The 14445-nt window shown below is 57.8% G+C and carries 11 protein-coding genes; 5 read left to right on the forward strand and 6 right to left on the reverse strand.

Translation table 11 applies throughout. The annotated features are described in order from the left end of the window. The first annotated feature begins 172 nt into the window (after window positions 1-172). Window positions 173-2113 carry an LTA synthase family protein gene (locus LQ231_RS14040; RefSeq protein ID WP_230171781.1) on the forward strand — a complete coding sequence of 647 codons (1941 nt, stop codon included), beginning with the start codon at window positions 173-175 and terminating at the stop codon, window positions 2111-2113. A gap of 204 nt (window positions 2114-2317) precedes the next feature. Next, window positions 2318-3205, forward strand: a complete 888-nt coding sequence (locus LQ231_RS14045; protein ID WP_230171782.1) for a hypothetical protein — start codon at window positions 2318-2320, stop codon at window positions 3203-3205. Between the two features lie 44 nt (window positions 3206-3249). Here the strand turns inward: LQ231_RS14045 and LQ231_RS14050 are convergent, their stop codons facing one another. Then, window positions 3250-3651 carry a GFA family protein gene (locus LQ231_RS14050; RefSeq protein ID WP_230171783.1) on the reverse strand — a complete coding sequence of 134 codons (402 nt, stop codon included), beginning with the start codon at window positions 3649-3651 and terminating at the stop codon, window positions 3250-3252. 385 nt (window positions 3652-4036) lie between these two features. Between LQ231_RS14050 and LQ231_RS14055 the strand changes: the two genes are divergently transcribed. Then, window positions 4037-4459, forward strand: a complete 423-nt coding sequence (locus LQ231_RS14055) for a TadE/TadG family type IV pilus assembly protein (protein ID WP_230171784.1) — start codon at window positions 4037-4039, stop codon at window positions 4457-4459. Then, window positions 4460-6199 (forward strand): pilus assembly protein TadG-related protein, encoded by a 1740-nt coding sequence (locus tag LQ231_RS14060; RefSeq protein ID WP_230171785.1) that lies wholly within the window; start codon window positions 4460-4462, stop codon window positions 6197-6199. A gap of 81 nt (window positions 6200-6280) precedes the next feature. Here the strand turns inward: LQ231_RS14060 and LQ231_RS14065 are convergent, their stop codons facing one another. From LQ231_RS14065 to rpiA, 4 genes are all read right to left on the reverse strand, one after another. Continuing rightward, window positions 6281-7657, reverse strand: coding sequence for a class II 3-deoxy-7-phosphoheptulonate synthase (locus LQ231_RS14065; RefSeq protein ID WP_230171786.1), 1377 nt, complete (start codon window positions 7655-7657; stop codon window positions 6281-6283). A gap of 787 nt (window positions 7658-8444) precedes the next feature. After that, window positions 8445-9833, reverse strand: a complete 1389-nt coding sequence (gene gor, locus LQ231_RS14070) for a glutathione-disulfide reductase (protein WP_230171787.1) — start codon at window positions 9831-9833, stop codon at window positions 8445-8447. 114 nt (window positions 9834-9947) lie between these two features. Beyond that, window positions 9948-10502, reverse strand: coding sequence for a DUF2059 domain-containing protein (locus tag LQ231_RS14075; protein ID WP_230171788.1), 555 nt, complete (start codon window positions 10500-10502; stop codon window positions 9948-9950). Between the two features lie 18 nt (window positions 10503-10520). Beyond that, entirely contained in the window at window positions 10521-11222 is a 702-nt protein-coding gene (rpiA, locus tag LQ231_RS14080; protein ID WP_230171789.1) for a ribose-5-phosphate isomerase RpiA, read from the reverse strand. 147 nt (window positions 11223-11369) lie between these two features. Here rpiA and LQ231_RS14085 point away from each other — a divergent pair, with 147 nt between their 5' ends. Further along, on the forward strand, window positions 11370-12047 hold the full coding sequence (locus tag LQ231_RS14085; protein WP_230171790.1) for an HAD family hydrolase: 678 nt from the start codon (window positions 11370-11372) through the stop codon (window positions 12045-12047). Window positions 12048-12135: 88 nt separating this feature from the next. On the opposite strand, the gene LQ231_RS14090 is transcribed toward LQ231_RS14085, so the two are convergent. Then, window positions 12136-13995, reverse strand: coding sequence for a L,D-transpeptidase family protein (locus LQ231_RS14090; RefSeq protein WP_230171791.1), 1860 nt, complete (start codon window positions 13993-13995; stop codon window positions 12136-12138). Window positions 13996-14445: the final 450 nt, after the last annotated feature.

The raw sequence follows: 14445 nt of genomic DNA on the forward strand, positions 1-14445 counted from the left end.
TCGATTGACGGATCGCAACGGCGTCTGCCAACCAAGCGTGCGGTCGCCACCCAACCATCGATCAAAAACGGGGAACAATCGGGCCTTTGGCACAGTTCATGTAGCGTTCATGACGAATATGTGACAGCTATGCGAACCTTTGATGAAATTGGCTTTTCTCGCGGAGAACTCTGTGGCTGATACGCGTGCGAAATCGGTAAATTCCAGCCTTTTGGCAGCAGCTGTCGGCACCACACCCCGCCGAGATGAAGCGCGTGCCACCGGGCGTGCCGGACGCATCGTTTTCCCGCTGATCAACACAGCATTGCTGGCGATCGTCACCATTGTTCTCAGCGAATGGCTGGCGCGCGGAAGCCTGAACGATATCGCCGACTACATGCTGTCGCCCGCTCGCCCGGGCATGATTGCAGCAGGCATGCTTTTTTTGATGATGCTGTTTGGCGATGCCATCGTCGGGCGTGCCTATCAGTCGGCGTTGCTGATCGTACCGCTGTCGCTCCTGCCCGCCTTCTTGTCCGGACAGAAACAACTGTTCCTGTCAGATCCGCTGTTTCCGAGCGACCTGCTGTTCGGTCGCCAGATCGTGGAACTTCTGCCTGTCATGGTTGCTGCCCGTCCGCTTGCGGCGGCGGGCATGGCGCTATTGGCTTTGGCTATCCTTGGTGCACTTGGCTACTTGATCTTCGTCAGCCGCCGACTTTTCCCGCGCATCCTTCCCGTGGTCCGCATTGGTCGCACGTTGGTCGCAGCCCCGATCCTCGCCGGTTTTGTCACGCTGATGGATCCGATGGCATTTTCCTATGTCCGCGATCGGCTGAATATCGTGCCGATGATGTGGGACCAGAAGGAAAACTATCGTCACAATGGCTTCCTGCTTGCCTTCGCTTTTAATGTCCCGATGGCCAATGTCGGTGCGCCGGACGGCTACAACAATCTCGCGGTCTCAGACATTCCGACCGACCGCCTGCCCGCGACGTTCTTTTCGGGACGTCAGGCCGATGTCATCATGATCATGAGCGAATCGCTCTGGGATCCGACGCGCATGTCCAGCATCCGCTATTCCGGCGATCCGATGCCGACCATGCGTGCCAACCAGTCTGGCAATGTATTCTCGCCGGAATTCGGCGGCATGACCGCCAATGTTGAATTCGAGGCCCTGACAGGGTTCAGCAACGCGTTCCTGCCCTACGGCAGCATTCCCTATCAGCAATATATCCGCCGCCCGTTGCCGTCGCTTGCCACATTCTTCGAATCGAAGGGTTACGTCACAAAGGCGTTCCACCCGTTCCAGAGTTGGTTCTGGAACCGCCAGAACGTCTATCAGGCACTCGGCTTCCAAAGCTTCCAATCCGAGGAAAACATGCCTGCGATGGAAAAGCGCGGCATCTTTGCGTCCGACGATGCGCTGACGCGCCATATCATCAGTCAGGCCGACAATACCGCAAAGCCGTTTTTCTTCTTTGCCGTTACGCTGCAGGGCCATGGTCCCTACGAGAGCAATCGCTACAAGAAGAACTCGATCGAGGTTGACGCCCCGACCTTGTCCGACGGGAGCGCGAGTGCATTGGCCACCTATACGCAGGGCGTCAAGGAAGCAGACCAGAGCCTTAAGATGCTGATGGACTGGGCCAAGAAGCGCCGGCGGGAAACCATCATCGTGCTTTTTGGCGACCACCTGCCGCCGCTCGGCACGGTCTATACCGAGAGCGGCTACATGGCCGATCAGGTCGCGACCCGCAAAGCCTCCGTTGCGACGATGAAACGCGAGCATGAAACACCACTGGTTGTGTGGTCCTCCAAGCGCGGCATGCAGAAGAACCTCGGCTCGGTCAGCCCCTCGCAACTGCCGCATTTCATCGTCCGGATGAGCGGATATCGACATCCGTTCTATACGGGCATGCTCGGCCGTGTGCAGGAACGTTATACTGTGATCGACCGCCACCAGTTGATCGAGCGCAACAACCGAGCTCAGCCAGATTGGTCCGTTTCCGGCCGCATTGATCCCACCATCCGTGACTATCGCTTGCTTCAACATGATATGATGTTTGGTGAAGGCTTTGGAACTGAACGGTTCTTCCCCGAACAAGCCGAAAGACTACAGCCGGTGACGTGAGCAGGCGATACTTGTCACCTCCCAAGTCACCTATGTTGACAAGTCATGGATCGGTGCACTATTGCGGAAAAGTCAATTTAATCTCATAGACTTTTTTTGTTCAAAAATGCTGCGCGCTTGATAGTGTCTTAGTCCGCTCATCTTGACCGGATTTTCGTTCGCGCGGCAGTCTTGAACGTGACACTGTTCAACAGAGCACCAACCATGCCGCAACTTACGCGTGCCGAAATCGCATCTCACGCCTTGTTTCCCGCAATCGAGAAACAGATCGCCCAACATCTCATTGCCATTCACAACGAGACGCCACGGTTGGCACGTCTGAAGGCGTCGCATCGCAAGTGGCTGATGACCCATGCAATGTTCGCTTTGTCACTCAGCCGCCGCGACGACGATCCGCTGTCCGGACTGACGGCGACGCGCTTCGTCGAGATCGTCATGCGGCTCGGCGCTGCCAGCCGCAACACCGCGACCGCCTATCTCTCCGAGTTAGTAGCCTACAAATTCCTGCGTGACATTCCCGATATCCCTGACAAGCGGGTGCGTGTTCTCGAAACGACCGAAATCAGCAACGCTGCGATGATGCGCTGGTTCGTCGGCCACATGGCCTGCCTCGACCGTCTCGATGGTGGCAATAGAGAGGCGACGACCGTGGCGGATCCGCGCATCTTCCGTCTCGGTCAGCCGATCGCGGCCGAAATCCTGGTTGCTGATCCGCTCTGGCGCGATCCGCCCGATAGCATCGGCCATTTTCTGTGGTCAGATCTCGGGGGCATGATTTTGCATGACCTGATTGCGCGTCTGGGCGATTTTGACCGCACCGCACAGCGAACCGTGGTTGGCGTGGTGACGCTTGCCGAATTAAGCGAGATCTACATGATTTCAGCGACCAATCTGAAGCGCATGTTCAAGAAAGCGGAAAGCGAAGAACTGCTGGGCTGGGAACTGCCGCGTCGGCGCGGTGACCTTTGGCTGAGCCAGCGCTTCATCGAGGATTATTTCACTTGGCAATCCGCCAAGTTTGCAGCGTTGGAAATCGCCTATCGCAAGAGCCGGCAACAATTGACGATCGATCAGGACGCAGCGGCAGCGTGAGATGATCTGCTAAATCCGCTGGATATCCATATGGTGAGATAGGTTCAGACAGTGCTGCTCGCCGGATATTGCGGCAGATCATCATTGATCGTGTAGTAGTCTCCCTTGTCGGCGCAATAGATATGATAGCCACCTGCAATGCCGGTGGGCTGATCAAAAAGCCCTGCCATGATCGACATCCTCCCGCTATCGTCCGCCCGCCAGAACAATGCCGATCCGCACAGGCGGCAAAAACCACGTTGCGCCTCCGGGCTTGAACGGTAATACGAGATTGCATCTGCCCCGGTGATCACGACGTCATCCATCGCGGCGTCAGTTGTCGCATAGATGTGGCCCGTCTGCCGTCGGCACTGCGAGCAATGGCAAAAACTGACAGGGTTCAACTTTCCCCTTACGGTCAGACGAACGGCTTGGCACAGGCAGCCGCCACTATGAATCTCGCTCAATCCACCCTCCTAAATGTACGAGACATCAGGATCGCGGATGTCCGGCTTCGGGTCAAATCAAGTAATTTGATGCAAAGCTTGGCAGTTTGGCTAGGTACGACGCCGCAAAGAAGGCCGTCACAATGAAGGGAAAACCGCACAAATGTTAACGCCTTTTGGGCCCTCAGGTGAGCGAACCGTCGTGGCGCAAGCGAACAACCGCAGAATCCAGCGTCTTGTTAGCGCAACCAGAGACATCAGGAAAAATTAAAAAACACAACCAATACAAGCATTTGAATTAAACATAAGCGTGCATTGATACTTTTGATACAACCGAGTAACCAACCATTAAACGGTTCCGTATTTCCATATAAATCTAAATTACAAATATCAAATGGAGAGGCCGATGCTTAGCCGTTTTCGTTTCCTCAAAGATGTTAGCGGTTCATCGGCCATCGAGTTCGCCATCCTGGCACCGCTGTTCTTTCTCGTGGTGTTTTCGATGCTAGGCTATGCGATTTACCTCAGTGCCAGCCATGCCGTTCAGCAGATCACCGCCGATGCCGCCAGAACCGCGATTGCAGGGTTGAGCCTGCGTGAGCGCCAGCACCTTGCCGAAGACTATGTCAAAACGGCCACCTCGGACTACGCGTTCCTGGATTCGGAAGCCTTCGCGGTCGCCGTCAATGACAGCCCCGACAATCCGAACCAGTTCACCGTCAACATCTACTACGACGCTTCAGGACTGCCGATCTGGAACCTTTACAGCTTCGCCATGCCTGACAGCACGATCCGGCGCTTTTCAACGATCAGGGTGGGGGGAATATGAATGGGCGAACGTCTCCGTGAACGTCTCTTGGGCTTCAGGTCTCTTGCGCGCGACAACGATGGCAACATCGCCATATCCGCAGCACTGGTTTCACCCCTGATCATCGCGGCGCTGGCACTCGGCGTCGACTACGGCAGTCTCACGCTTCAGCAGCGCGAAATGCAGCAGGCCGCAGATCTGGCGGCAATCGCCGCCGCCGCAAATCTCGCAGATCCAGAACAGGCTACGTTTGACTATTTCCAGATGAATGGCCTGAAAATCCCGGTTGCGACCGCCAAGGGCCTTCTGACCGAGGAGGGTCTCGTTCCATACGATCCCAATGAAGTTCCGGCCATCCTGGCAACCGTCACTCCTGGCCGATATACCGCCGATCCGGCACTTTCCGTGGCTGCCCGCTTTGTGAGAACCCGCAGCCAAGCAGATGCCGCGCGCGTCGAGATCCACGGCAAGGGCAATCTCTATTTCGCCAGCGCCTTTGCCGAACCACCCTCACTCGGCGCGGTCGGCACCGCAGCGGCGAACAAGGTCGCCGCATTCTCGATCGGTTCGCGCCTCGCAAGCCTGCATGACGGGGTTCTCAACTCTGTCCTGTCCGGCCTGCTCGGAACCACTGTGGACCTGGATGTCATGGATTACCGTGCACTGCTCGACACCCAGGTCAATGCGCTCGGCGTCATTGACGCGCTTGCGGTCGATCTCGGCCTCACGGCATTGACCTACGGCGAAATACTGGAAACGGACATAGCCTATGGCAGCCTGCTTCGGGCGATCCTCGGCACATCAGGCTTGGAACCCCGTACCCGAACGGCGCTCGAAGCCCTGGTACGCACTGCATCCAAAACCAAGCTCACCCTGAAGCTGGCAGAAGTCATCGGGCTAGAGCCTTTGGCCCACAATCTCGTCGGCAGCTCGGATTTCATGGCGCTGGACCTCGAAGTCTTTGAACTGCTGACGACCGCAGCAAGCGCGGCAAACGGTCAATCGCAAATCGATCTCGACCTCGGCGCCAAGGTCCCGGGCCTTGCATCCGCCAAACTCAGTCTTGCGATCGGCGAGCCGGCGGTCGTATCGCCACGGTCGGCTGTCGGTGCGCCGGGAACGATCATCCGCACCGCGCAAACGAGACTGGCGATCGAAATCACCAGCGAGGGTCTGTTGGCACTTGCCGGAATCAAGGTGAAGGTCCCGGTCTATCTCGAGGTCGCTTATGCGGAGGCAAAGATTTCCGACGTAATCTGCCGAAGTGCCAGCAATGTGCCGTACGTGAAGGTTGAAGCGGTACCCGGTATTGTGGAACTGGCCTTGGGAGAGGTCAACTCCAAGGCATTTGCCAATTTCGGAACCACGCCCCGCGTGACCAAGGCAAATCTTGTCGCAGCCCCCCTGCTCGGTATCGACGCGATTGCACATGTCACGGCAACCAATATGGACAAGAGAACCCTGATCTTCAGCGCTGCCGACATCAAGGATGGCACGCTCAAGACAATATCGACGAGCGACACGCTGACATCGCTGCAGGCCTCATTGCTGAAGAACCTCGATCTCGACATCCGGCTGGGACCACTGAGCATCGCCAGTCCCAAAGCCATCCAGTCTGCCCTTTCAGACACCCTTTCGGCCCTGACGGTGCCGCTCGACAAGATCCTCTACAACACGCTGTTGACGCTCGGCGTCAGGGTTGGCGAGGCGGATATAAGGGTCACCGACGCACGCTGCATGCAGTCGGTTCTCGTCCAATAGGCAAGGCCGCGCGAAGCGCCGAAAAAGAAAGGGCCGAAGCTCTCGCATCGGCCCTTTGCATATTCTTGCTGAACGAACAGCTTAACCGTTGGCAACCATCATCCGCTTCTCGTCGCGGCCGCTCTTCATACGCTCTGCGAGCAGGAAGGCGAGTTCCAGTGCCTGGTCGGCATTGAGACGCGGATCGCAATGGGTGTGGTAGCGATCGGCGAGATCGTTGCCGGTCACGGCACGCGCACCACCGGTGCATTCCGTCACGTCCTTGCCGGTCATCTCGATATGGATGCCGCCCGGATGCGAACCTTCCGCACGGTGGATCTGGAAGAAGCTTTCGACTTCCGACAGGATACGCTCGAACGGACGGGTCTTGTAGTTATTGAGCGTGATCGTGTTGCCATGCATCGGATCGCAGGACCAGACGACCTTGCGGCCTTCCCGCTCGACCGCGCGGATGAGGCGCGGCAGGTGCTCGGCGACCTTGTCATGGCCGAAACGGCAGATCAGCGTCAGGCGGCCGGCCTCGTTCTGCGGATTCAGGATGTCGATCAGGTTCAACAGATCGTCTGCCTGCAGCGACGGGCCGCACTTCAGACCGATCGGGTTCTTGATGCCGCGGCAATATTCCAGATGTGCGTGGTCGGCCTGGCGCGTGCGGTCACCGATCCAGATCATGTGGCCCGACGTAGCATACCAGTCGCCCGAGGTGGAATCGACGCGGGTCAACGCTTCCTCGTAACCGAGAAGCAGGGCCTCGTGGCTGGTGAAGAAATCGGTCTCGCGCAGGCTCGGATTGTTTTCCGAAGTGATGCCCACGGCCTTCATGAAGTCCATGGTTTCGGAAATGCGGTCGGCCAGCTTGCGGTAACGCTCGGCCTGCGGGCTATCCTTGACGAAGCCAAGCATCCACTGGTGCACGTTTTCCAGGTTGGCATAACCACCCATGGCGAAGGCGCGCAAGAGGTTCAGCGTCGCGGCCGACTGGCGATACGCCATCAGCTGGCGCTCCGGGTTCGGAATACGCGCGTCTTCGGTGAACTCGATGCCGTTGATGATGTCGCCACGGTAGCTCGGCAGCTCGACGTTACCGATCGTTTCCATGTCGGACGAGCGCGGCTTGGCGAACTGGCCGGCGATGCGGCCGACCTTCACGACGGGAAGCTGCGCGCCGAAAGTCAGAACGACCGCCATCTGCAGGAAGGCGCGGAAGAAATCGCGGATATTGTCGGCGCCGTGTTCGGCGAAACTTTCGGCGCAGTCACCGCCCTGCAGCAGAAAGGCCTCGCCTTGTGCGACTTGGGCCAGCGACTTCTTCAGACGACGAGCCTCGCCCGCAAAAACCAGCGGCGGATAGGTCGAAAGCTGCTGCTCTGCAGCCTTCAATGCGTCGAGGTCCGGATAGGCCGGAACCTGCTTGATCGGCTTCTGCCTCCAGCTGTTCGGGGTCCAATTCTGCGCCATGGTCGTCACCTGTCCTGAAATAGAAATGCGGCCTCCTCCCGGCCGCGTCGGATGGGGGCTTATAGACCGTTATATGTGGCTTGCAAAGCCGAAGTTTAAGGGCTTTCGAAGCGATAATTGGATGGCTCCGATACCCAAATAGCCACTCCAAACCGTGCCGTCTCCACCTCCATGACGTGAAGAGCCTACACCGCGACAACCGTGACTTGGCATGCCAGTTGCGTTTTCGTTGAGAGGGGTGCCGAGACCGGTTGGGCTCTGGGCTATACGCCATGCGCGCAGCCTGCATCGCTTGATCAATGCGGAGAATGAGTTTTCGCAGCGCACAAGAGTTACACACATTATTCACAGCCTGTTTCAATTCGATACAATCGCGTGCTCTTGCCAGACGACAGTGTCCGCCGCACATTCGAAATCGATAATCAACACTGGACCGGAATGACCTCGCGACCGCCTCCCATGGTCAGCTTCACGCAAGTCTCGCTGACTACCCCGACCAGCGGGGGCATTGCGAACTGTATTGGAAACTTCGGTTTCCTGCGTAGATCATGAGGATCGAGTTATGGCGTATGACTGGAATGGTGCCCTTACGCGAAGAAGAAACCGCATGCGGTTCATCGCGTTGTCGCTGCTGGCGCTCGCCGCTCTTGCGGCGCCGGTGCTGGCCTGGACCTGACCAACAGGCAAAATCAGCCACATCAAGGCTTTTTCAAAAGAGGCGCGGCATTGCCGCGCCTCTTTGTCTTCGGGCCCCGCCACCACCGGCGCGGCGCAGACCTTCATCAGGTTAAACCCGCTCGCCGTTCTTAATGCGATAACTCGGGCTATACATCGTCACCAGTTCTTCTGCCGCTGTCGGATGAACCGCCATGGTCCGGTCGAAATCGTCTTTCGTGCAACCGGCCTTCAACGTAATGCCCAGCAGTTGCGCCATCTCGCCTGCGTCATGACCGAGAATGTGCGCACCAACAACCTTGCGGTCCGCAGCGTTGACGATCAGTTTCATGATCATCTTTTCAGCCCGACCGGACAGCGTTGCCTTCATCGGACGGAACTGCGCGCGATAGACTTCGATCTCATCAAAGCGCTTTGCTGCCTCGTCTTCCGACATGCCGACCGTGCCGATCTCCGGCTGCGAGAAAACCGCCGTCGCAATCAGTTCATGGTCTGGCGACGTCGGGTTGTTCTTATATTCGGTTTCAATGAAGCACATGGCCTCATGAATCGCGACCGGCGTCAATTGGACACGATCGGTCACATCGCCGAGCGCAAAGATACCCGGTACATTCGTGCGCGAATAAGCATCGACGATGATTGCACCGCGCTCGTTGAGCTCGACACCGGCGGCTTCAAGCCCGAGGCCCTTGGTAAAAGGATCGCGACCGAGAGCCAGCATGACTTGCCCGACGGCAAGCTTGCCATTGTTCATCGTTTCGACCTCGAGATCTCCGCTCTCAGTCCTTGTCACCAACTGGATATGGTCATGGCACAGGATCCGGATGCCCTTGGCTTCCATCGCCTCATGCAGGCCACGGCGCATGTCGTGGTCAAACCGGCTCAGAATTTCGGCACCACGATATATCAATGTCGTTTCCACACCGAGACCGTGGAAAATATTGGCAAATTCCACAGCGATATAGCCGCCGCCTGCGATCAAGATCGAGCGTGGCAGCCGTTCCAGATGAAAAGCCTCATTCGACGTGATGCAGAGTTCATGACCCGGAAGGGCCGCATGCGGGTTCGCGCCACCGCCCACGGCGATGATGATTTTCTCGGCCGTGACAACCTTACCGGTCTGCTTGATCAGCACGCTGTTGGGACCGACAAGTTCGGCGCGCGACAAGATGATCTCAGCGCCGGCATTGTCCAGGCCCTTACGATACAGGCCCTCAAGGCGGGTGATCTCCAGATCTTTTGCGGCAATCAGTTTCTTCCAGTCGAAGGTGCTTTCACCCACGCTCCAGCCAAATCCGGCCGCGTCCTCGAAATGTTCGTGGAACTGCGAGGCATAGACGAACAGCTTTTTCGGAACGCAGCCGCGAATGACGCAGGTGCCACCGAAACGATATTCCTCCGCAATCGCAACCTTCTTGCCGAGCGATGCCGCAAGGCGCGCGCTGCGCACACCACCGGAGCCGCCGCCGATCACAAACAGGTCATAGTCGAAACTGGACATTTTTTCTCCTTGCCGCCCCAAAGTGCGGGACGGTCCTGATATAGGGTGGGTGCATACCAAAAGAAAAGCCCGGACCAGGGTCCGGGCTTCATCTATTTGGTGGCGATCATCCGATTACGGCTTGGGCGCTTCCGCAGTCGGCGGCGCCACGGCAGGCTGTGTCGGACCAACCTCCTTGAGCAGCGATTCATTGGCCTGCTTCTCAAGGTCGCGGGCAATACCCGACGTCCAGATGTCGGCAGCCTTCAGCAGTTCCCGGGTGGCGATCGGCCCATCCTTCAAAAGCTTTTTGCCGGCTTCGCTGCTATAGAATGCGGTGATCGCCTGCAGTTCTTCGACAGAGAATGCCTTGGCATACACCAGCGCCGATTCCTGCTCGAGATCAGCGCGGCGCGGCGCAAGCTTCAACGCTTCTTCCTCAACCTTGGCAGAAATGATGTCCTGCAGGTTGGGATATGCCAGAATCAACTGGCCCGTGAGCCGGTTCATGACGTTCGGCAGGATTGCATCGAAGCGGTCGGTCACGCCAAGCGAGGCAATCGCTGCGCGCGCGGCCTGAATGTGCTCCGGCGCGACATCCTGGGCCTTGGCGGAAATCGCTCCCAGCATCACGCCGCCCGCAATGACGGCGACCGATGCGAAACGGCTCATATCCGAAAAGCTGATCATGAAATTCAATGCTCCTGTTTAGTTTTTCGGCTCCATCACCCGCGCACCCGCCGGACCGGCGATGATGGCGAGAGTGGCCAAGTTGATGAATAGGCCGTGTTCCACCACGCCGGGGATGGCATTGAGCTGGCTAGCCAATGCGTCTGCATCAGGAATACGGCCAAAAGATGCGTCAAGAATGAGATGTCCGCCGTCGGTCATAAAGACATCGTCTTCGCCTCTGGCGCGCAGTGTCAACTCACCTGTCAGGCCGAGCCGGGCTGCAAGCTTTTCGATTGCAACGCGTGTCGAAACCTGGCCGAAAGGATTGATTTCAATCGGCAAAGGATAGCGGCCAAGGGTGTCCACCACTTTGGTCGCGTCGGCAATCACGATCATCCGCTGAGACGCTGCCGCGACGATCTTTTCGCGCAAGAGCGCACCGCCGCCGCCCTTGATCAGGGTCAGGCGTTGGTCGATCTCGTCGGCGCCGTCGATGGTTAGATCAAGTTCCGGCAGTTCATCAAGCGATTTCAGCGGCACGCCCAGCTCAACACAAAGCCGTGCCGTCCGCTCGGATGTCGGCACGCCCTGTACCTTGATCCCGGCGGCCACTCTTTCTGCCAGCAACCGCACAAACTCTTCCGCTGTCGAACCAGTGCCGATACCGAGGCGCATGCCATCTTCGACATGTTCCAGAGCCGCGGCCGCGGCCTTGATCTTCATTTCGCGGGCGTCCATGCGCCAAAAGCTCCCATCCGTTTCGTCGGATGCTGTTTACACGCCTCGTCCGACAAACGAAAGCCCTCCCCATATCGCCGCCGTTGCCTTTTCTGCGGATTTCCCCTAACGCCGAACGGACCTTGCTGCCCAGCGTATGGAGCTTCCGTGACACAAACCACCATCGTCTTCGATCTCGACGGCACACTTGTCGATACCGCTCCCGATCTCGTTGCCAGCCTGAACCATACCATTGCCGTCCAGAACCTTGCCCCCGTCGGATATGACGACCTGACACATCTCGTCGGACAAGGCGCACGCGTAATGATCACGCGGGCCTTTGCGCTCCGTGACGTGCCGCTGGATGAGAAAGAATTGCCGGAGCTGCTCGAACGTTTCATCAATCATTACAAGGCAGGGATGCCGGGCGAAAGCCGCGCCTATCCGGGACTGGTAGCCGCCTTGGAGCGGCTCGCGGCAGAAGGCTTCACGCTTGCGGTCTGCACCAACAAGTTGGAAGAGCTTGCCCGCCCCCTGATCGAAAAACTGGGCCTTACGCACCACTTCGCCGCAATCACCGGCGGAGACACTTTCCCCGTGCGCAAACCGGACGCACGACATCTGACCGGAACGATCGAGAAAGCGGGCGGTCATCCGGCGCGCGCACTGATGATCGGCGACAGCATCAACGACATTCTGGCAGCCCGCAACGCCGGCATCGCATCGATCGCTGTGCCGTTCGGGTATTCCGACACGCCGATCGAACACCTTGGCGCAAGCCGGATCATCAACCATTTCGACGAACTGACCGTCGCGCTCGTCAATGAGTTGGTGGAAAACACCTGAACCGAACCCGGCAGCAGCAAGCAGCACAACTGAAAATGGCGGGCCAAGGCCCGCCATTTCGATTCTTATCAGCAAGCAATCGTCTTGCTTACGACCGCGGTGTGCGGGCATCCGTCGTGATCGTCAGGGCCTTGTCAACCGCATCGTCCCGACCATAGACATCGTCAAAGAACTCGACGGCGCCGGCCTTATTCGGCCAAGCGGTAAAATAGGCCACATAGACCGGGATCTTCTGCGGCACCTGCACCGCGCGGTTCTGCCCTGAGGCTATCTGCTTGCCGATTTCCTCGACCGTCGTCCCCATGACCGCGGCGGCCATGACGCGGGGCTCCGCCAGACGTACGCAACCGTGGCTGAGTGCCCGCATGTCACGATTGAAGAAACTCTTCGATGGCGTGTCATGCATGTAGATGGCGTGTTCGTTGGGGAACAGGATCTTCAGTTCGCCAAGGGCATTGTCTCCCCCCGGCGGCTGACGCACATCAACCGAGTGCGTTGCGTACCAATCGATCTGGCTCGACGCGACCTTGCGCCCGCCATAGCTGACTTCATAACCCAGGCGGTCGAGATAGCTCGGGTCGGAGCGCAGCTTCGGCAACATCTCATTGATGATGATCGACTTCGGCACGCCCCAATAGGGGTTGAATTCGACAGTTTCGATCTGATCCTGGAAGAAATAGGTCTGGTTCGAACGCGAGCCGACAACGACCCGCATGTTGAGTTGTTCGAGGCCATCGTTGATGTAATAAGCCGTATAAGCGGGCTGGTTGATGAAAACATACCGCTGTCCGAGATCGGTCGGCAGCCAGCGGATCTGCTCCATGGCGACAATCAGCTTCTGGATCTTCTCGGCATTGCTATCGCCGACCATGGCCCGCACTGTTGCCGGACCGACAACACCATCGGCCTTGAGGCCGTTTTCCTGCTGGAACGTCTCGACCAGTGCCACCAGCTCCGGCGTATAATCCGGTGTGCCTGCATAGGCAGCCAAGACAGCCGAATGTTGGCTCTTTAGTGTGTCGGAACCATTCTGCTTCAACAGACCGATCACATTGACAAGCTCTGGATTGCTCTGCCCAGGCTTCAGCAATGTGCCCGGTGCCACAGTGATGACTGGAGCCGATTGGCTGTCTTCCGCACGCAAGCGCAAGAGTTCGTTCCGCAAGGCAACATATTGCGCGTTGTGCGGATCCCGGTTGCGCAGGTATGCGCCGACATCCGGGCTCAAGCGAAGCATATCGAGAACTGGTGCGAGGTTGACGCCCTTGCGCTTGAAGTCGTGATAGCCGGAAATCTTGTTGGGATCGACGCGGCCGCGCGTGGTATCGTTGACGTAAGTCAGAACCTTGGCCGAAAGCGCCAGTTCGAAAGCCATCAATTCGCGCTGGCGCTTTTCCGGATCGGCCGGATCACCAGCTTCGGCCGGCGGCACGACGGCATAGTCTTCCGGTGACAGACCTGCATCACCTGCCTTCGAAAGCGCGTCGATCATTTGGCCGGCACGATCCGTCAGTCCGGCGTCCGTCACCCAGATCAATGGCTTGTTCGGATTACCGTAATAGGTCTCGACCGACTTCGCGACATCGTCGGTGGCTCGCACGGAGGCTTCCGTTAGAAAACGGCGCGCGCCCAGGACCTGACCTTCCGGTGCCTGAGCCCCCTCGCCGGCAACCGGCAGCTTGACCTTGATGGCACGCTGCGTTTCGGGCTTGTAGGTATAGTAGCGGGGTCCTGAAACCTTTGGCAGCGGTTCCGGGTCGCCCATTTCCAGGCCGCCTTGAGCCTGCTGTTCCAGTGCGGCTGACGCAGCCTGACGCTTCGTCTGCTTTCCAGGGCCGCCACGAAGAAGATCGAGAAGCGTTGTCGCGCCAGCCTCGTGTGGAAGGCCGCCAAGGGCGGTTGCCGCAGCCAAAAGCGCGGTTACCACGAATTTCCTGTTTCTCGTCATTCTCGCTCTCATTTCAATATCCGAGCCACAAGGACTCGAGGCATCGACAGCCTGTTGCGCGGATCACTAACCGATCAGCTTTTGCTTGAAAAGTTGTACCCCGCAATTGGATCCAGCTCGGGGTCTCAACTTTGTGTGAATCAGCCGAAGCAGACATGTGGCCAACACAGCAAACTAAGTGGAAATATTCGTTAATTTTTGATTGACGGAGAATTTAAGCAGAAGCGAGGCACTGGCTGGACAGGGTGCTGACATGCACAAATTGTTGTGATCCGTGCCGAATATGACACAATATCGCAGACAGACCGCATGTGCCGCTTTGCCAGGTCCCGTACATCACACCTGTTTCGATACGCCAACGATGCCCTTCATCGCTACACATATCTTGACATCTCCACTCACCTTAATCTTATGCGGTTGCGCTAGGAGATATACGACCTAGATATTGAG

The organism is Rhizobium sp. CECT 9324 (assembly GCF_918741265.1).
GTDB lineage: Bacteria > Pseudomonadota > Alphaproteobacteria > Rhizobiales > Rhizobiaceae > Allorhizobium.